Consider the following 15,441-nt stretch of genomic DNA (forward strand, 5'->3'; position numbering starts at 1 on the left):
TCGGGGCGGCGCGGGGCCGCCCCGGTTGTCATTCGGCGGATAGGCTTATTCGAAGGTCTGGGTCTCTTCGCCGAACCACTTGATCAGCAGCTCGTTGAGCGAGCCGTCATCCTTCATCGACTGGATCGCCGCGTCGAGCTTGTCGCGCAGTTCGCCGTCGCTCTCGCGCAGGCCGACACCGATGCCGTCACCGAGAGGCACGTCGTCGCCCACGAACATCAGCTCGCCACCCGACGCCTCGACGATCGGCACGAGGAAATCCTTGTCGGCGAAGATCGCGTCGGCCTCGCCGTTGCGCACCGCGGCCACCGCTTCGTCGGGGGTGGCGAACTCCAGAAGCGCCGCGCCGCTGTCGGCGACATGGCTGGCTTGAATAGTGGTGGCCTGCGCCGAGACGACGCCGCCGGTCAGGTCCACGTCCTCGGAGGGCGCGGCATAGGCCGAGGCGGCGGGCGGGAAGTAGTTCTGGGTGAAGTCGATGACCTCGTCACGCTCGTCGGTGATGCTCATCCCGGCGATGATCGTGTCGTAGTTGCCCGATACGAGGTTGGGGATGATCGAATCCCAGTCGTTGGTAACCCATTCGCAGGTCTGCTCGGCGCGCGCGCAGATCTCGTCGCCAACCTCGCGCTCGAAGCCGTCGACCTCGCCCGCATCGTTGAGGAAGTTGTACGGAGGGTAGGCGCCCTCGGTGCCCAGACGAACGGTCTGCATGTGGCTCTCGGCCAGCGCGGCGCCGGAGCCCAGCGCCAGAAGCGCGGTCGAAAGGATCAGGGTCTTCATCGTGTTGTGGTCTCCTGTTGGGGAAAGGGCCGTGCCCGCTCTCAGGCGGGCTGCGGATGCGGGGCGGAGTGCGACAGGAACTGCCGCAGCCGCTCGGATTTCGGGTTGCCGAACAGCTCGGCGGGCGGGCCTTGCTCCTCGATCAACCCCTTGTGCAGGAACACCACGTGATCGGCCACGTCATGCGCCATGCGCATATCATGGGTGACGATGATCATGGTACGGCCCTCCTCGGCCAGATCCTTGATCACCCGCACCACCTCCTGCTCCAGCTCGGGGTCGAGCGCGCTTGTCGGCTCGTCGAACAACAGGGCGCGCGGCTCCATGCACAGCGCGCGGGCGATCGCGGCGCGCTGCTGCTGGCCACCAGAAAGCTGCGCGGGCCAAGCGTCGGCCTTGTCGCCGATGCCGACTTTGGCAAGGTACTCGCGGGCCTTGGCCTCGACTTCGGCGCGGGGCCGACCCAGCACCGTCACCGGCGCCTCCATGACGTTCTGCAGGATCGTCATATGTGCCCAGAGGTTGAACTGCTGGAACACCATGGCAAGGTTGGTGCGGATCCGGGTGACCTGTTTCGCATCGGCCGGGCGGCGATCGAGGCCCTTGCCCTTCCAGCGCACCGGCTCGCCCTCGAAGATCACGTCGCCCTGCTGGCTGTCCTCCAGAAGGTTGCAGCAGCGCAGCAGCGTCGACTTGCCCGATCCCGACGATCCGATCATCGACACGACGTGCCCGGCGGGCGCGGTGATGTCCACGCCCTTGAGCACTTCGAGCGTCCCGTAGGACTTGTGCAGATTGCGGATTTCAATGACCGGCTTGCTGTCGCTCACGTGCTCTCATGTCCCCTGTCTGGCGACCGAGTAGGGGACAGTTTCACACGAAATGCAACGGGGACTGCGCCTCTGCCCCGGCGTCAGCTACGCCACGGAAAACCGGTTTCGCTCAGCCCTGCATCCGTCCGGCGGCGCGCTGCCGCGCGCGGGCGCTGTCGGGGTCCGACACGCCCAGCATCGGGGCCACCATGCGCATCAGCGCGTCCTCCTCGGCCTCGCGCTGCCCATCGGCGAGTGCGATCTCCCAAAGCGCTTCGATCACCGCCTCGCGGTCCTCGTAGGACACCGCGTCCTTGATGGCGCGGGTGAAACGCACGGTGTCGGGGGCCTCGGCCTCCATCACCTCGCAATCGGCGCGCAGGGCCTCGGCCTCGGCCTCGTCCAGCGCGTAGCGGGTGCGCAGGATGCGCAGGATGCGCCGCGCCTCCTCGGGGCTGTAATGGCCATCGGCACGTGCGAGGCGCACCAGCAGCGCGCCGAGTGCAAGACGCGCGTCGGCATCGGGAAGGCGCTCGGGCGCGGGATCGGTAAGGCGGCGGAGGAGATCTGCGAACATGGGGCCAATATAGAAGGCCCTGCGGCGAGGGGAAGGCCCTTGGGATCACGAGGCCGGGCGTCAGGGCTGCGGGGCCAGCGAGGCAAAGCGCGCCGAGAGCCATTGCGCCTGTTCGTGAAAGCCGAACGGCGGGTTCACTACGAAAAGCCCCGAACCGGTCATGCCGTGACCCTCCCGCGCGGGCGGAAAGGCGACCTCGTGGCGCACGCCATCAGCGATATCGCGCCCCAACGCGCGCAGCATCGGGGCATGGGGCCGGTCGCGCAGGATCGGGTACCACAGCACAATCGTGCCCACGCCCCATTTCTTGGAGATGCGGCGGATCGCCTGCGGAATGGCGCGGTAATCCTCCTTGATCTCCCAGCTCGGATCGATGAGCAGCAGGCCGCGTCTCGGCTCGGGCGGGGTCAGCGCCACCGCCATCTCGATTCCGTCGCGGCGGTGCACCTTGGCCCGGTCACCCAAATGTGCGGCCAGCGCCGCGTGCTCCTGCGGGTGCAACTCGGCGAGGTGCATCGCATCGCTTGCGCGCAGAAGCCTTGCTGCAATCTCGGGCGATCCGGGGTAGGCTCTGGCGCCATGTTCCGCGCGGGTCGCCTCCAGCGTGCGGCGATAGGGGTGCTGCGTGTCGAACCATCCCGCCACGCGCTCCACGCCCTGCGCCGCCTCGCCGGTCTTGGCGGCCTCTGACGCGTCGAGCCGGTAGAGCGCGCGGCCCGCATGGCTCTCGAGATAGCTCAGGGGCTTGGGTTTGCGGCCCATGTAGTCGAGCATCCACGCGAGCGCGGCGTGCTTGTGCACATCGGCGAGGTTTCCCGCGTGATAGGCGTGCTGGTAGGACAGCATGAACGTCTCCTTCGGCCCCTCGGCGACACCTCACCGACTAGCGGCGGGGCGGGGGCGGGGCAAGCCGTGGCCCGCGCGCCACGCCCGGCGGCGAACTGCGCGCAAGATTTGCTTACCGGCGCACGCGACGTATCTGCTAGACTAGATCCACCCGAAAGGACCCGCCCATGCGCCGCCTCCTGCTTGCCGCTCTCGCTCTTTCCCCGCTCCCCGCCATGGCCGGCGCGCTCGACCAGCCGATGGTCGAACCGATGATCGTGCCCGCTCCGGCAGCACCGGGCCGGGCGCTGGGCTTCACTCTGCGCGGCGGTCTGGCGGCTTCGCCCACCTATTTCGGCTCGGACGAATACGAGGTTGGGCCGGATCTGGGCTTCGCGCTCGACCGGCTGCGGTTCGGCCCGTTCGACATCGGCAACGACGATCCGGGCTTTGTCTCCACAGGCTTCGGCCTGCGCGGCTCGTTTCGCTACATCGGGGAGCGCGAGGGCAGCGACGTCGAGAACGTGGCCGGGCTCGACGATATCGACGCCGCGCTCGAATTGGGTCTGGGCGCCTCCTACGACACCGAGAGCTTCGGCGTCTTCGCCGATGTGCGGCGCGGGTTCGGCGGACATGAAAGCTACGTGGCCGAGCTTGGGGCCGACGCCTATCTGCGCCCCTCCGACCGGCTGACGCTGCGCGCGGGCCCGCGCGTGCTGTTTGGTGACGACGATTATGCACAGACCTATTTCGGCACGCCGGGCTACACCGCCGATGGCGGCCTGATCTCGGCCGGGGCCGAGCTGGGCGCGATCTACGAGTTCAGCGACAGCTGGGGCCTCGACGGGGCCGTGACCTACGAACGGCTGATGAACGACGCCGCCGACAGCCCGATCAGCCTCGACGACGACCAGTTCGGCGCGCGGCTGGGTCTCACCCGAGAGGTCGATTTCCGGTTCTGAGGCGGCGCCGCGCCACGCGGCCTCTTTGCTGGCGGGAAAAACCCTCATCCGTGGTAGGCTTGGAGCCTATGTCATCGGTAACGGGAGGGCTCTTCCCATGTTTCGTCTTGCCATCCTTCTTGCGGCGCTCGCCTTCGGCGGGCCCGCCACCGCCCAGACGACACCCAGCCGCGAGGAGGTGTCGCGCGTCGGCGCCTGCGTGCAGGCCGCCGCCGCGCGTGGCTCGCGGTCGCAGGTGCTGTCGCAATGCACGGACATCATTGCGGGAGGCTGCCGCAGCCAGACCACGATCGAGATCGCCGATTGCGTGATGCGCGAGGCCGGCGCTTGGGACAGCTGGCTGAACGCTTGGTGGGGATCCATGCGGGCGCGGGCGCAGGCGAATGGCAGCTGGGAACGCCTGCTTGCCGCGCAGCGTCAATGGATCAAGGATCGGGATGCCGAATGCCGACGCGCCTATGACCGCGCGGGTGGCGGTTCGATCCGGGTGATCTACGGTGCCGAGTGCCAGCGCGATCTGACCGCGCGCAAGGCGATCGAGTTCTACTTCATCCTCTACCGCTGACGCAAAGGGCCGCCCCCGAAGGAGCGGCCCTGTCACGATCCGGCGTTTCGCCTCAGACCAGCCGCGAGGTTTCCACGGCGGCGCGCACGAAATCCGCAAAAAGCGGGTGCGGCGCGAAGGGCTTGGACTTCAGCTCGGGGTGGAACTGCACGCCGATGAACCACGGATGATCCTTCCACTCGACGATCTCGGGCAGGCGGCCGTCGGGCGACATGCCCGAGAAGCACAGGCCCTTGGCTTCGAGCGCCTCGCGGTACTTGGTGTCGACCTCGTAGCGGTGGCGATGCCGCTCCTCGATGCGGCTGGCGCCGTAAACCTCGGCCACCTTCGAGCCTTCCGTCAGGGCCGCCGTGTAGGCGCCGAGGCGCATCGTGCCGCCCTTGTCGTCGCCGATCGCGCGCTCGACCACGTGGTTGCCCTGGATCCATTCCTTGAGGTGATAGACCACCGGCTCGAACCGGCGCTTGCCCGCCTCATGATCGAACTCTTCCGATCCGGCGGTCTTGAAGCCCGCGACGTTGCGCGCCGCCTCGATCACCGCCATCTGCATCCCGAGGCAGATCCCCAAATAGGGGATGCCGCGCTCTCGTGCGAATTGCGCGGTCTTGATCTTGCCCTCGGTGCCGCGCTCGCCAAAGCCGCCGGGCACGAGGATCGCGTGGTAGCCTTCGAGATAGGGGCCCGGGTCCTCGCGGTCGAAGACTTCGCTGTCGACCCATTCGACCTTGACGCGGACCTTGTTGGCCATGCCGCCATGGGTCAGCGCCTCCTTGATCGACTTGTAGGCGTCCTCGAGCTGCACGTATTTGCCGACGATGGCGACGCGGACTTCGCCCTCGGCATGGGTCAGCCTGTCGTTCACATCGTGCCAGCGCGCGAGGTTGGGCTTGGGCGCGGGCGCGATGCCGAAGGCGTCGAGCACGGCCTGGTCGAGCCCCTCGCGGTGATAGGCCAGCGGCGCCTCGTAGATCGATTTGAGGTCGTAGGCCGCGATCACGCTCTCCTTGCGCACGTTGCAGAAGAGACCGATCTTTTCGCGCTCCTTTTCCGGGATCGGATGCTCGGAGCGGCAGACCAGGACGTCGGGCGCGATGCCGATCGAGCGCAGCTCCTTGACCGAGTGTTGCGTCGGTTTGGTCTTCAGCTCTCCGGAGGCGGCGACATAAGGCAGCAGGGTGAGATGCATGAAGATGCACTGACCGCGCGGGCGCTCCTGCGCGAATTGCCGGATCGCCTCGAAGAAGGGCAGGCCCTCGATGTCGCCGACCGTGCCACCGATCTCGCAGAGCTGGAAATCGACCTCATCGGCGCCGATCGAGAGGAAATCCTTGATCTCATTGGTGACGTGCGGAATCACTTGGATCGTCTTGCCGAGGTAGTCGCCGCGGCGCTCCTTTTCGAGCACGTTCGAATAGATCCGCCCCGACGAGACCGAGTCGGTGCGCCGTGCCGCAACGCCGGTGAACCGCTCGTAATGGCCCAGATCGAGATCGGTCTCGGCGCCATCATCGGTAACGAAGACCTCGCCGTGCTCGAACGGGCTCATCGTGCCCGGATCGACGTTGAGATAGGGATCGAGCTTGCGCAGCCGGACCGTGTAGCCGCGGGCCTGCAGGAGCGCACCCAGCGCCGCCGAGGCCAGTCCCTTGCCGAGCGAGGAGACAACGCCGCCGGTGATGAAGATGTAACGCGCCATGGTCGGAAGTACCCCGTGATCGTCGAATGAGCATCGAATGGAAGACTGCCGCGAAACGTGGGTTTCGCGGCATCACGGGATTTGAGGATACCCGGATTCGGCCCGTGACCGCAACCGGGGGCGCAAGATCATGTGGCCGAATTCGGCCGACGCCCAGTGGTTGTGGGTGGCTTTACTCGGCCTGCGGCACGATGGGTCCGTCGGAGGCCGAGGGCGGCAACAGGCTGCCACCGCCGAGATCGGTGCTGGGTGCGCTGTCCTGCGCCGGTGCCGAGCCGCTCAACCGGTCAAGTACCGATCCGCCCGCCGAGTTTTCGGCCGCGATGATCGTCAGTGCGATCGATGTGACGATGAAGGCCGCCGCGAGGCCCCAGGTGACCTTGCCCAGTGCCGTGGCCGCGGCCCGGCCCGACATCACGCCGCCACCGCCGCCGCCCATGCCGAGGCCGCCCCCTTCGGAACGCTGCAGCAGCACCACGCCGATCAGCGACAGCGCGAGGATCAGGTGGACGATCAGAACGACGTTTTCCATGCGGACCTCTGCGAGCGACGGGGTGTGGCGGAACGCGCCGTATCTAGAAGAGGGCGGCCCGTGTCGCAACCCCGAAGTGGGCCCGCGAGAGGGTCAAAGCCAGTTTGCGGTTTCGCCAAGCCGCGCCCGGCGCTATAGGGACGCCGGATTGCAAGACCGGAGAGGGTACGTCCATGGCGAATGTGGTGGTCGTCGGCACCCAGTGGGGCGACGAGGGCAAGGGCAAGATCGTGGACTGGCTGTCCGAGCGGGCGGACGTGATCGCGCGCTTTCAGGGCGGTCACAACGCAGGCCATACGCTGGTCGTCGGCGGCGAGGTCTACAAGTTGCATGCGCTGCCCTCGGGCGTGGTGCGCGGCGGCAAGCTTTCGGTCATCGGCAACGGCGTTGTGCTCGACCCGTGGCACCTGCTGAAGGAAATCGAGGGCATCCGCGGCCAAGGCGTGGAGATCACCCCCGAGACGCTCATGATTGCCGAGAACACGCCGTTGATCCTGCCGTTCCACGGTGAACTGGACCGCGCGCGCGAAGGGCTCAGCACCGTCGCCAAGATCGGCACCACCGGGCGCGGCATCGGCCCCGCCTATGAGGACAAGGTCGGACGCCGTGCGATCCGCGTCGCAGATCTCGCCGACGACGCGACGCTTCAGCTGCGGCTCGACCGGGCGCTCGTGCATCACAACGCGCTGCGGGCGGGCCTCGGCTTGGCCGAGATCGACCGCAACGCCGTGCTCGATCAGCTGCGCGAAATCGCGCCCGAGATCCTGAAATACGCGGCACCCGTCTGGAAGGTGCTGACAGAGCGCCGTCGTGCCGGGCAGCGGATTCTGTTCGAAGGCGCGCAGGGCGCGCTTCTGGACATCGATTTCGGCACCTATCCCTTCGTGACGTCCTCGAACGTCATCGCGGGGCAGGCGGCCACCGGCACCGGCGTCGGCCCGAATGCCATCGATTTCGTGCTAGGTATCGTCAAGGCCTATACCACCCGCGTCGGCGAAGGTCCGTTCCCGACCGAACTGCATGACGAGGACGGCCAGCGTCTGGGCGAACGCGGCCACGAATTCGGCACCACCACGGGCCGCAAGCGCCGCTGCGGCTGGTTCGACGCCTGCCTCGTGCGCCAGACCTGCGCGACCTCCGGCGTGTCGGGCATCGCGCTGACCAAGCTCGACGTGCTCGACGGGTTCGAGACGCTCAAGATCTGCACCGGTTACGAGCTGGATGGCGAACGCTACGACTACCTGCCGACCGCCGCCGACCGTCAGGCGCGTTGCGTGCCGGTTTATGAGGAGATGCCCGGCTGGCAGGAATCAACCGCCGGTGCGCGGTCGTGGGCCGATCTTCCGGCGCAGGCGATCAAGTATATCCGCCGTATCGAGGAGCTGATCCAGTGCCCGGTGGCCATGGTTTCGACCAGCCCCGAGCGTGACGACACGATCCTCGTCACCGATCCGTTCGCGGATTGAGGGGGCGGGGTTGATGGCGCGCAAGCTCTCGATCAAGGCGCGGCGACGGTTGTCGCTGCTGATCCTGCTGGTGGGCCTGCCGGGCTACATCATCGTGGCGATCACGCTGGTGGGGCTGTTCGACCGGCCCTCGATCCTCGTGGAACTGGCGATCTACGTGGGCTTGGGCTTTCTCTGGGCCTTGCCGTTCCGGCGGATCTTTCTCGGCGTCGGCAAGGCCGATCCGAACGAAGACCGCGACGACGGCTGATCCGGTCTTTCGTAGTCGAGACGAGAAAGGGCGGCGCCTTCCGGTGCCGCCCTTTTCGTTGGGGATAGTGCCTGCGACCGGACCGCTTTACCCGGCGCGGCGCTCGGGGTTGAATCGGCTCGACGAGGCGACGGCGAAACGGCCGCTGCGCACCCGCTTGAGCATGCCCTGCCGCAACAGCGTGCCAAAACTGCGCAGGCCGTCCTCGCGGCTGATCGGCTCGGGGCAGACCTCACGCACCCGGTCCATCAACTGCGGCCTCGAGAAGTCCTCGGCTCCTTCGACGAAAGCGGTATAGGCCGCCGCGGCCTCCAGCAGATCGCCCAGATCATGCGCCCCCATCCGGGTGGCGAAATCGCTGAAGCTCTCCGCACCGGCAGAGGCGCTGTCCACGGTCCGGGGGGCGGGCGTCGCCTCAGGCGCGCCGTCCGAACCGGTCCGGGGGCTGCTCTCGGTCTCGGGTTCGATCCCGGCGACCGCGACGCGGCGGGGCCGCACGGGAACGCTGCGGCTCTGGGCAGGCTCGTCGGCGATGTCGACGCGCTGCGAGGCGACGAGCTTGAGCGGCGCCGGGCGGGGCCGGTCGGGGCGGGGCTGCGGGGCGGCATCGGCGGTCTCGGTGCCCTGCACGGGCAGAACGGGACGCCGGGGGCGGACGGCTTGACGCAGATCGTCCCGGAAGGCTTCTTCGGCGCTCTGGCGCTGCTCGACCTCTCCCAGTTGACGTGCCGCCTCGGTGGCGGCGACGGCGGCCTTGAGCTGCGAGATCGCCTCACGGCGGCGGCCCGACTCGGGATCGTCCATCCGCTCGGCCGTGGCCGACATCAGGCGCGACATGTCCGCCTCGTCGGTGCCGAGCGACTGCGCTCCGAGGGGACGGTCCGATCCGGTATCTTCGTCTTCGGGCGTGTCGCCCTCGGCTTTTGCCGCATCCTCATGGCGTCGGTCATGCGCAACATCGCGTTCCGTGTCAGAGCGGTCGTCGATGTTGAAAACGAACTCCTTCGGCATGCCGAAGGCGTCTTCGGCCTGATCGTCCTCAGCCCGGTCCTCTTCGGCTTGGTCGGGCTCGGCCGGAGTCTCGTCGGGGGCGTCGAGCGCGGCCTCATCGAAGGCAGGCTCGCTCTGTTTGGCGTCGTCTGCCTGCGCGATCTCCTGGCTTGCCGGGCCCTCCTGATCGAAGCCCATTTCCCGCTCCAGCGCCGCGAGCTCCTCGAGAAGGGCGCGTTCGGCATCCTCGGAAAGCTGGGCGTCGGTGCGGGGCGCGGCACTCTGCGTTGCAGGATCGCTGTCCGGTTCGGCCGTTGCCGCAGGCTCGGCTTGCGCGGGGACAACGTGTTCGGGGGCTGCGGCATCATCGGTCTCGGGCGTCGCCCCGTCGGACCGGGTCTCCGCCTGGGCCGTCTGCGGCGCAGCGGTGCTCAATGCGGCCTGCGGTTCAGCCGCATCCGTCTCGGCTGCGGCCGGATCGGGCTGTTCGTGCGATACCGGCGGCATCGACGCGGCTTCGGCTTCGATCATGCGGTGGGCTTCGCCACGAACGAGGGCGCGGTCGAAATCGGCCTTGCGCATCCGCACGACACGGGCACGCGTCGGATGCGCAACGGTTGCCTCAGGCTGAGCCTCGGTGCCAACTTCTTCCGTCTGCTCGACGGGGGCAGGGGCTTTCGCGGCATTCTCGGTGGAGCGCGACGACTGCGCAGCGGCACGCTGGGGGGCGGTGTCGAACATGCCGGCGGCGGGGCGCCGCGCGGCGGGGGCGATGTCCTCCTCCTCGTCGTCGGCGAAACCGGTTTGGCGGCCAACCACGGCGCGGATGCGCTGCAGCTTGGCCGCGACGCTATCGCCGTCCTGCGCCGTGCGCGGCCGAGCGGTCTGCGGCGCCGGTGTGGACCATTCGGTTTCGGGCTCAGCTACGGCCTCTTGCGTCTCGGTCTCGACCGGCGCGGCATCGACCGGCTCGGGCATGACCGGCGCGACAGCGGGCGTCCCGGATTGGACCTGACGCGGCGCTTCGGCGGCACGGGGGGCGGGCTGTGCGGCCGGTTCCGGAGCCGCCTCGGCATGTCGGGTCGATTCGACGCTCTCCGCCACAGGCTGCGCTGCAAGAGCAGGCTGCGGCTCGGCAGCGGGTCGCGCCTCTTGTGCGGGCTGCGCTTGAGGAGCAGGTTGCGCCATGGGCGGCAGCGCCTGACCGGTGCGCAACACGATGCCGCTGCTCTCGGTGCGGGCCTCGACCCTGCGGGCCACTTCGCGTTCGGCGATGCGGGCCAGCATCTCGGCATCCGGCGTCGGCGGTTCGGCCCCGAAATACCGGTCGTCCGATGCCAGATCGCGGAAATACTCTGCAATGGCCTTCATCGTGCCGAAGGAGTCGTCGAACCCCTCCAACGTGCAGGAAAATGTCCCGTAGGACACCGTAAGTATCTTGCTTGATCCAACCATCTCAGCGCTCGCTTTCTACCCTGTCCACGCTGATGTAGCAGTGAATGGGTTTGAATCAGGACCGCGATCCGGGTGGCCATGGGGTGATTTCATGGCAAGACTGCGGCGAACCGTTCGGCTTGTGGCGATGATGAAGGGCGAGCATGGCAATTGTCCAGTGCATTGATGCGATTACCTTGCTGGGCGGCGGGTCCTTGGGCGAGGGGGATCTGGCGCTCGCGCTGGCGCGCGCGCCGATCCTCGTGGCGGCCGATGGCGGCGCGCGTCATGCCGCCGCCGTGGGGCAGACGCCGCAGGCCGTGATCGGCGACATGGACAGCATCGGCGCGGCGGCGGCGCGCTATGCCGACCGGCTGCACGAGATCGCCGAGCAGGACAGCACCGATTTCGACAAGGCCCTGCGCAACATCGACGCGCCGCTGGTGCTGGCGGTGGGCTTCACCGGCGGGCGGCTCGACCACGAGCTGGCCGCGTTCCACGTGCTGGCCGCGCGGCCCGACCGGCGCTGCCTGTTGATCGGGGCCGAAAGCCTCGTCTTTTTGTGCCCGCCCGAGATCGGGCTCGACCTCGTGCCGGGCACGCCTTTTTCGCTGTTTCCCATGGGAGTGGTGGGCTGCGCCTCCGTGGGGCTGCGCTGGGCCACGGACGGCATCCGGTTCTCGCCCGCCGGGCGGGTCGGCACGTCGAACCAGGTGACGGGGCGGGTGGTGCTGCGCCCTTCCGCGCCCCTGATGCTCGCCATCGCGCCGCGCGCGGCGCTCGACGCGGTGATCGCGGGTCTCGGCGCGGCCACCGCCTGCTGGCCCCCACGCTAGGCCACGCGGGGCGGACATGGCCGCACAATCTCTCTGCGCGAGGTCAACGCCGCGCGGGCCCTTGCGGGCTTTGCAAAACCGCCCCCAGCCGTTATCTGCACCAACATTCCCGCCCCGGCCCCAAAATCGTCAGGAATCGCCAGTGACCGAAAGCTTCGAGACCCCAGGCCCCGTGGAGCGCGACTGGTCCGACGCGATCAGCCCGATCGAGGAGATCATCAACGACGCGCGCAACGGGCGCATGTTCATTCTCGTCGATCACGAGGACCGCGAGAACGAGGGCGATCTGGTGATCCCGGCGCAGATGGCCACGCCCGATGCGATCAACTTCATGGCCACGCATGGGCGCGGATTGATCTGCCTGTCGCTGCCGCGCGAGCGGATCGACGCTCTGGGCCTGCCGCTCATGTCCACCAACAACTCTTCGCGCCACGAGACTGCCTTCACGGTGTCGATCGAGGCGCGCGAGGGCGTGTCCACGGGCATCTCGGCGCATGACCGCGCGCTCACCGTCGCGGTGGCCATCGACGCCTCCAAGACCGCCGCCGACATCGCCACGCCGGGCCACGTGTTTCCGCTGCGCGCCCGCGAGGGCGGGGTGCTGGTGCGCGCGGGCCATACCGAGGCGGCCGTCGACATCTCGCGGCTTGCCGGGCTCAACCCCTCTGGCGTGATCTGCGAGATCATGAAGGAGGACGGGACCATGGCCCGTCTGCCCGACCTCGTGGCTTTCGCACAGAAGCACGCGCTCAAGATCGGCACGATCAGCGACCTGATCGCCTATCGCCGCCGCCACGACAACCTCGTGAAGCTGCGCGACGAGCAGCAGATCCAAAGCGAGTTCGGCGGCGACTGGACCCTGCGCGTCTATACCGACACCACCCAAGGTGCCGAGCACATCGCGCTCATCAAGGGCGACCTTTCGGGCGACGCGCCGGTGCTGACGCGGATGCACACGCTCGATCCGATGCTCGACGTGGTGGGCACCGGGCCCAAGGGCCGGGCCCGCGAATTCGGCGACGCCATGCAGGCCATCGCCGACGAAGGGCGCGGCGTCTTGGTGCTGCTGCGCGATCTGCACATGAAGCTCGCCACCACTGAGGAGCATTCGCCGCATGTGCTGCGGCAATACGGCCTCGGCGCGCAGATCCTCTCGGCGCTCGGTCTGTCGAAGATCGTTCTTCTGACCAATTCCCCCCAACCCCGCGTGGTCGGGCTCGACGCCTACGGGCTCGAGATCACCGGCACCCGCAAGATCTCGGAGATCGGATGATGGCCGGCCCCACCCACCACGCGCTCGCGCGTCCCGCCTTCGACGAGGCCCCGAAGATCCTCATCGTCGTCGCCCCCTATTACAAGGACATCGCCGACGGGCTCGTCGCCGGTGCCATGGCCGAGGTCGAGGCCGTGGGCGGCAGCTACGAGGTCGTCGAGATGCCCGGCGCGCTGGAGTTGCCCTCGGCGATCGGCATCGCCGCGCGCATGGGCGAATATGACGGGTTCGTCGCGCTTGGCTGCGTGATCCGCGGCGAGACCACGCATTACGACACCGTGTGCAACGACAGCTCGCGCGGGCTGACGCTGCTCGGGCTGCAAGGGATCTGCATCGGCAACGGCATCCTGACGGTCGAGAATTACGAGCAGGCCGCCGTGCGCGCCGACCCGGAGGGCCAGAACAAGGGCGGCGGCGCGGCCGCGGCGGCGCTGCATCTCGTGGCGCTGTCGCGCAAGCTCGGGCGCAAGGACAAGGGCCTCGGCTTCACCGCCGATCGGCTGGGAGAATGCTGATGGCCGAATCGAACAACCAGAAGCGGCGCATGCGCTCCACATCGCGCATGTATGCCGTGCAGGCGCTATTCCAGATGGAAGCCTCTGGCCAGTCCGTCGATAGCGTCATGCGCGAATTCGAGACGCACCGCTTCGGCGCAACCTACGAGGAAGGCGAATGGGAGGAGGGCGACCTCGCCACCTTCCGGGGCCTGATGGAGGGCGCGGTCGACGAGCAGGCCAAGATCGACCAGATGACGCATCGCGCGCTGGTCGCGAAATGGCCGATCGCGCGGATCGATCCGACGCTGCGCGCGCTGTTTCGCGCGGCGGGCGCGGAGTTCCTCGGCAAGGTGACGCCGCCCAAGGTGGTGATCGTCGAGTTCGTGGAGATCGCGAAGGCGTTCTATCCCGATGGCAAGGAGCCGAAATTCGTCAATGGCGTGCTCGACCACATGGCGCGGGAGGCGCGGCCCGAGGCGTTCTGAAGCGCCTAGAGGCCGAAGGATCAGGAGGGCGTGGCACAGGCCGCGCCCCTTTTTCATGCGGGGATGATGTGGCGGGAACCGCAGCGACCGTGGGGTGAAAATTCCCGGGGACCTGTATATACAGGTGGGCGCCAGGTAAACGAACCAGGGTCCGCACAGAGCCAGCTCCCGTGGAATTGCTTAAGGCCACTGGAATTGTACCGTGACACGAGAAGAGCAGAACCCGCCGCGATCACATCTAGGATCGCGCGCCGGGCGTGACAAGGGGCCGCGCCGGGGCTTTCGCGTCTTGAAGCATGTTGCCGATATGTTCATGATGCCGCCCATGCCGGATGAATGGAACGACTGGGACGACTGGGAAAAGGGCGAGCGCCGCGTCGCGGCCCTGCCGGACGACGCGCTTTCGACCGAAGCGCTGTCGCGCCCGCGCGCTGCGCCGCAGCCCGGCCAGATCCTCGCTCGCGGCGTCTGCCGCCACCTGCTGGGCCATGGCTTCGTCACCGTCGAGGAATTCGTGCCCGCCTCGGGCCTGCGCGTCGACGTGATGGCGCTCGGCCCCAAGGGCGAATTATGGGTGATTGAGTGCAAGTCGAGCCGGGCCGATTTCACCTCCGACCGCAAGTGGCAGGGCTATCTCGACTATTGCGACCGCTATTTCTGGGCGGTGGATGACGATTTCCCGCGCGAGCTTCTGCCCGAGGAGACGGGGGTCATCATCGCCGACGGCTATGACGCCGAGATCGTGACCATGGCGCCCGAGGCCAAGCTCTCGGGCGCGCGGCGCAAGGTGATGCTGCAGAAGTTCGCGCGCCATGCCGCGTTGCGCTGGCACAAGGCGCGCGATCCGGCGATCACCCTTTCTTCTTGAGCGCGCGCGCGGCGCGGGCGGCGGCCATGATCTCCTCGGCGATGTCTTCGGCCTCCTCGGGGTCGAAATCCATCGGGATCTCGGTCGCGCCCGCCTCGATGAACAGTCGCACCATGCCCTGATCGGTCGGCCCGATCTGCAGGTTCGCCTCGATGTCGCGTTCGGTGTCGATGCCCATGTCGGTTCCTTTCCAAGCTGGCATGTCCCTAGCGCCGGGACGCGCGCCGGGCAAGGTGGACGACCTCGCGGAAGCGGGTCCAAAACCGGGGCAGGGGGGTTGCATTCCACGCGCGCTGGCGCTAATTCCCGCGCCAGTGCCGCCTTAGCTCAGTTGGTTAGAGCGCTGGATTGTGGATCCAGAGGTCTCCTGTTCAAGCCAGGAAGGCGGTACCACCTCTCCTCTCCTGCCGGTCCTGAAAATGTGATCGTCGCTCCGTCTTCCTCGGGGCCACGCCGATCGCCATCTTTCTATCAGGGCCAGGATATGGCTCTCGTGGCCCGAGGACCGCTTCCCTCGATATGGGCGGTCCGGACGGGTCGCGAATCTCTGGGTCGGAAAGGCCCGCGCGGGCCTGCGCTCCGACCCGGCG

General features: G+C 67.8%; 17 protein-coding genes, 1 tRNA gene and 1 other RNA gene. 10 read left to right on the top strand and 9 right to left on the bottom strand.

Annotated features, from left to right (window positions below; all coding sequences use genetic code 11):
* Positions 1–45: 45 nt before the first annotated feature.
* The 4 genes from ACJASC_RS04120 to ACJASC_RS04135 all read right to left on the bottom strand — a co-directional run bounded on the left by ACJASC_RS04120 (position 46) and on the right by ACJASC_RS04135 (position 3,018).
* Positions 46–783, bottom strand: a complete 738-nt coding sequence (locus ACJASC_RS04120) for a transporter substrate-binding domain-containing protein (RefSeq protein ID WP_415143776.1) — start codon at positions 781–783, stop codon at positions 46–48.
* 41 nt (positions 784–824) lie between these two features.
* Positions 825–1,613, bottom strand: coding sequence for an ABC transporter ATP-binding protein (locus ACJASC_RS04125; RefSeq protein ID WP_415143778.1), 789 nt, complete (start codon positions 1,611–1,613; stop codon positions 825–827).
* Between the two features lie 112 nt (positions 1,614–1,725).
* Complete coding sequence (locus ACJASC_RS04130; protein ID WP_021693864.1) at positions 1,726–2,172, bottom strand: tellurite resistance TerB family protein; 447 nt, start codon at positions 2,170–2,172, stop codon at positions 1,726–1,728.
* A gap of 60 nt (positions 2,173–2,232) precedes the next feature.
* Entirely contained in the window at positions 2,233–3,018 is a 786-nt protein-coding gene (locus ACJASC_RS04135; RefSeq protein ID WP_021693863.1) for a 23S rRNA (adenine(2030)-N(6))-methyltransferase RlmJ, read from the bottom strand.
* A 167-nt stretch (positions 3,019–3,185) separates the two neighbouring features.
* Here ACJASC_RS04135 and ACJASC_RS04140 point away from each other — a divergent pair, with 167 nt between their 5' ends.
* Both ACJASC_RS04140 and ACJASC_RS04145 read left to right on the top strand, forming a co-directional pair.
* Positions 3,186–3,959 carry a MipA/OmpV family protein gene (locus ACJASC_RS04140; protein WP_021693862.1) on the top strand — a complete coding sequence of 258 codons (774 nt, stop codon included), beginning with the start codon at positions 3,186–3,188 and terminating at the stop codon, positions 3,957–3,959.
* Positions 3,960–4,056: 97 nt separating this feature from the next.
* Positions 4,057–4,524 (top strand): lysozyme inhibitor LprI family protein, encoded by a 468-nt coding sequence (locus ACJASC_RS04145; RefSeq protein WP_415143781.1) that lies wholly within the window; start codon positions 4,057–4,059, stop codon positions 4,522–4,524.
* 52 nt (positions 4,525–4,576) lie between these two features.
* Here the strand turns inward: ACJASC_RS04145 and ACJASC_RS04150 are convergent, their stop codons facing one another.
* Complete coding sequence (locus ACJASC_RS04150; protein ID WP_021693860.1) at positions 4,577–6,220, bottom strand: CTP synthase; 1,644 nt, start codon at positions 6,218–6,220, stop codon at positions 4,577–4,579.
* A gap of 172 nt (positions 6,221–6,392) precedes the next feature.
* On the bottom strand, positions 6,393–6,752 hold the full coding sequence (gene secG, locus ACJASC_RS04155; RefSeq protein ID WP_021693859.1) for a preprotein translocase subunit SecG: 360 nt from the start codon (positions 6,750–6,752) through the stop codon (positions 6,393–6,395).
* 173 nt (positions 6,753–6,925) lie between these two features.
* Between secG and ACJASC_RS04160 the strand changes: the two genes are divergently transcribed.
* Together ACJASC_RS04160 and ACJASC_RS04165 are read left to right on the top strand one after the other, a co-directional pair.
* A complete protein-coding gene (locus ACJASC_RS04160) occupies positions 6,926–8,218 on the top strand; it encodes an adenylosuccinate synthase (RefSeq protein ID WP_021693858.1) in 1,293 nt (430 codons plus the stop codon).
* Between the two features lie 13 nt (positions 8,219–8,231).
* Positions 8,232–8,468, top strand: a complete 237-nt coding sequence (locus tag ACJASC_RS04165) for a DUF2842 domain-containing protein (protein ID WP_021693857.1) — start codon at positions 8,232–8,234, stop codon at positions 8,466–8,468.
* Positions 8,469–8,555: 87 nt separating this feature from the next.
* Here the strand turns inward: ACJASC_RS04165 and ACJASC_RS04170 are convergent, their stop codons facing one another.
* The gene (locus tag ACJASC_RS04170; RefSeq protein ID WP_415143784.1) at positions 8,556–10,886 is read right to left on the bottom strand and encodes a hypothetical protein; all 2,331 of its coding nucleotides are present in this window, start codon (positions 10,884–10,886) and stop codon (positions 8,556–8,558) included.
* Positions 10,887–11,056: 170 nt separating this feature from the next.
* Here ACJASC_RS04170 and ACJASC_RS04175 point away from each other — a divergent pair, with 170 nt between their 5' ends.
* From ACJASC_RS04175 to nusB, 4 genes are all read left to right on the top strand, one after another.
* Entirely contained in the window at positions 11,057–11,728 is a 672-nt protein-coding gene (locus tag ACJASC_RS04175) for a thiamine diphosphokinase (RefSeq protein ID WP_415143786.1), read from the top strand.
* 142 nt (positions 11,729–11,870) lie between these two features.
* Positions 11,871–13,001: a 3,4-dihydroxy-2-butanone-4-phosphate synthase gene (gene ribB, locus ACJASC_RS04180; RefSeq protein ID WP_021693853.1), complete on the top strand. Its 1,131-nt coding sequence runs from the start codon at positions 11,871–11,873 to the stop codon at positions 12,999–13,001.
* Positions 13,001–13,516 carry a 6,7-dimethyl-8-ribityllumazine synthase gene (locus ACJASC_RS04185; RefSeq protein ID WP_415143789.1) on the top strand — a complete coding sequence of 172 codons (516 nt, stop codon included), beginning with the start codon at positions 13,001–13,003 and terminating at the stop codon, positions 13,514–13,516. Before ribB ends, ACJASC_RS04185 begins: the two co-directional genes overlap by 1 nt.
* Positions 13,516–13,983: a transcription antitermination factor NusB gene (gene nusB, locus ACJASC_RS04190; protein WP_415143791.1), complete on the top strand. Its 468-nt coding sequence runs from the start codon at positions 13,516–13,518 to the stop codon at positions 13,981–13,983. The genes ACJASC_RS04185 and nusB overlap by 1 nt, the downstream gene beginning before the upstream one ends.
* A gap of 71 nt (positions 13,984–14,054) precedes the next feature.
* Here nusB and ssrS read toward each other — a convergent pair.
* Positions 14,055–14,209, bottom strand: a non-coding RNA gene (gene ssrS, locus ACJASC_RS17420) — 6S RNA.
* Positions 14,210–14,308: 99 nt separating this feature from the next.
* On the opposite strand from ssrS, the gene ACJASC_RS04195 reads away from it, so the two are divergent.
* Positions 14,309–14,851: an MmcB family DNA repair protein gene (locus ACJASC_RS04195; protein WP_415143793.1), complete on the top strand. Its 543-nt coding sequence runs from the start codon at positions 14,309–14,311 to the stop codon at positions 14,849–14,851.
* On the opposite strand, the gene ACJASC_RS04200 is transcribed toward ACJASC_RS04195, so the two are convergent.
* Positions 14,835–15,029, bottom strand: a complete 195-nt coding sequence (locus ACJASC_RS04200) for a DUF6324 family protein (protein WP_021693849.1) — start codon at positions 15,027–15,029, stop codon at positions 14,835–14,837. The two genes, ACJASC_RS04195 and ACJASC_RS04200, sit on opposite strands and share 17 nt — an antisense overlap.
* 138 nt (positions 15,030–15,167) lie before the next feature.
* Here ACJASC_RS04200 and ACJASC_RS04205 point away from each other — a divergent pair.
* Positions 15,168–15,244: transfer RNA gene (locus ACJASC_RS04205), tRNA-His, on the top strand.
* The last annotated feature ends 197 nt before the right edge of the window (positions 15,245–15,441 follow it).

It is taken from the genome of Limimaricola cinnabarinus, from assembly GCF_047631075.1.
In the GTDB taxonomy this organism is placed as follows: Bacteria; Pseudomonadota; Alphaproteobacteria; order Rhodobacterales; family Rhodobacteraceae; genus Limimaricola; species Limimaricola cinnabarinus.

Bases quoted from the DNA above. Each gene is read 5' to 3' on its own strand.
- ACJASC_RS04120 (WP_415143776.1), bottom strand. From the start codon at position 783: ATGAAGACCCTGATCCTTTCGACCGCGCTTCTGGCGCTGGGCTCCGGC.
- ACJASC_RS04130 (WP_021693864.1), bottom strand. From the start codon at position 2,172: ATGTTCGCAGATCTCCTCCGCCGCCTTACCGATCCCGCGCCCGAGCGC.
- ACJASC_RS04135 (WP_021693863.1), bottom strand. From the start codon at position 3,018: ATGCTGTCCTACCAGCACGCCTATCACGCGGGAAACCTCGCCGATGTG.
- ACJASC_RS04140 (WP_021693862.1), top strand. From the start codon at position 3,186: ATGCGCCGCCTCCTGCTTGCCGCTCTCGCTCTTTCCCCGCTCCCCGCC.
- ACJASC_RS04145 (WP_415143781.1), top strand. From the start codon at position 4,057: ATGTTTCGTCTTGCCATCCTTCTTGCGGCGCTCGCCTTCGGCGGGCCC.
- ACJASC_RS04150 (WP_021693860.1), bottom strand. From the start codon at position 6,220: ATGGCGCGTTACATCTTCATCACCGGCGGCGTTGTCTCCTCGCTCGGC.
- secG (WP_021693859.1), bottom strand. From the start codon at position 6,752: ATGGAAAACGTCGTTCTGATCGTCCACCTGATCCTCGCGCTGTCGCTG.
- ACJASC_RS04160 (WP_021693858.1), top strand. From the start codon at position 6,926: ATGGCGAATGTGGTGGTCGTCGGCACCCAGTGGGGCGACGAGGGCAAG.
- ACJASC_RS04165 (WP_021693857.1), top strand. From the start codon at position 8,232: ATGGCGCGCAAGCTCTCGATCAAGGCGCGGCGACGGTTGTCGCTGCTG.
- ACJASC_RS04175 (WP_415143786.1), top strand. From the start codon at position 11,057: ATGGCAATTGTCCAGTGCATTGATGCGATTACCTTGCTGGGCGGCGGG.
- ACJASC_RS04185 (WP_415143789.1), top strand. From the start codon at position 13,001: ATGGCCGGCCCCACCCACCACGCGCTCGCGCGTCCCGCCTTCGACGAG.
- nusB (WP_415143791.1), top strand. From the start codon at position 13,516: ATGGCCGAATCGAACAACCAGAAGCGGCGCATGCGCTCCACATCGCGC.
- ACJASC_RS04195 (WP_415143793.1), top strand. From the start codon at position 14,309: ATGCCGGATGAATGGAACGACTGGGACGACTGGGAAAAGGGCGAGCGC.
- ACJASC_RS04200 (WP_021693849.1), bottom strand. From the start codon at position 15,029: ATGGGCATCGACACCGAACGCGACATCGAGGCGAACCTGCAGATCGGG.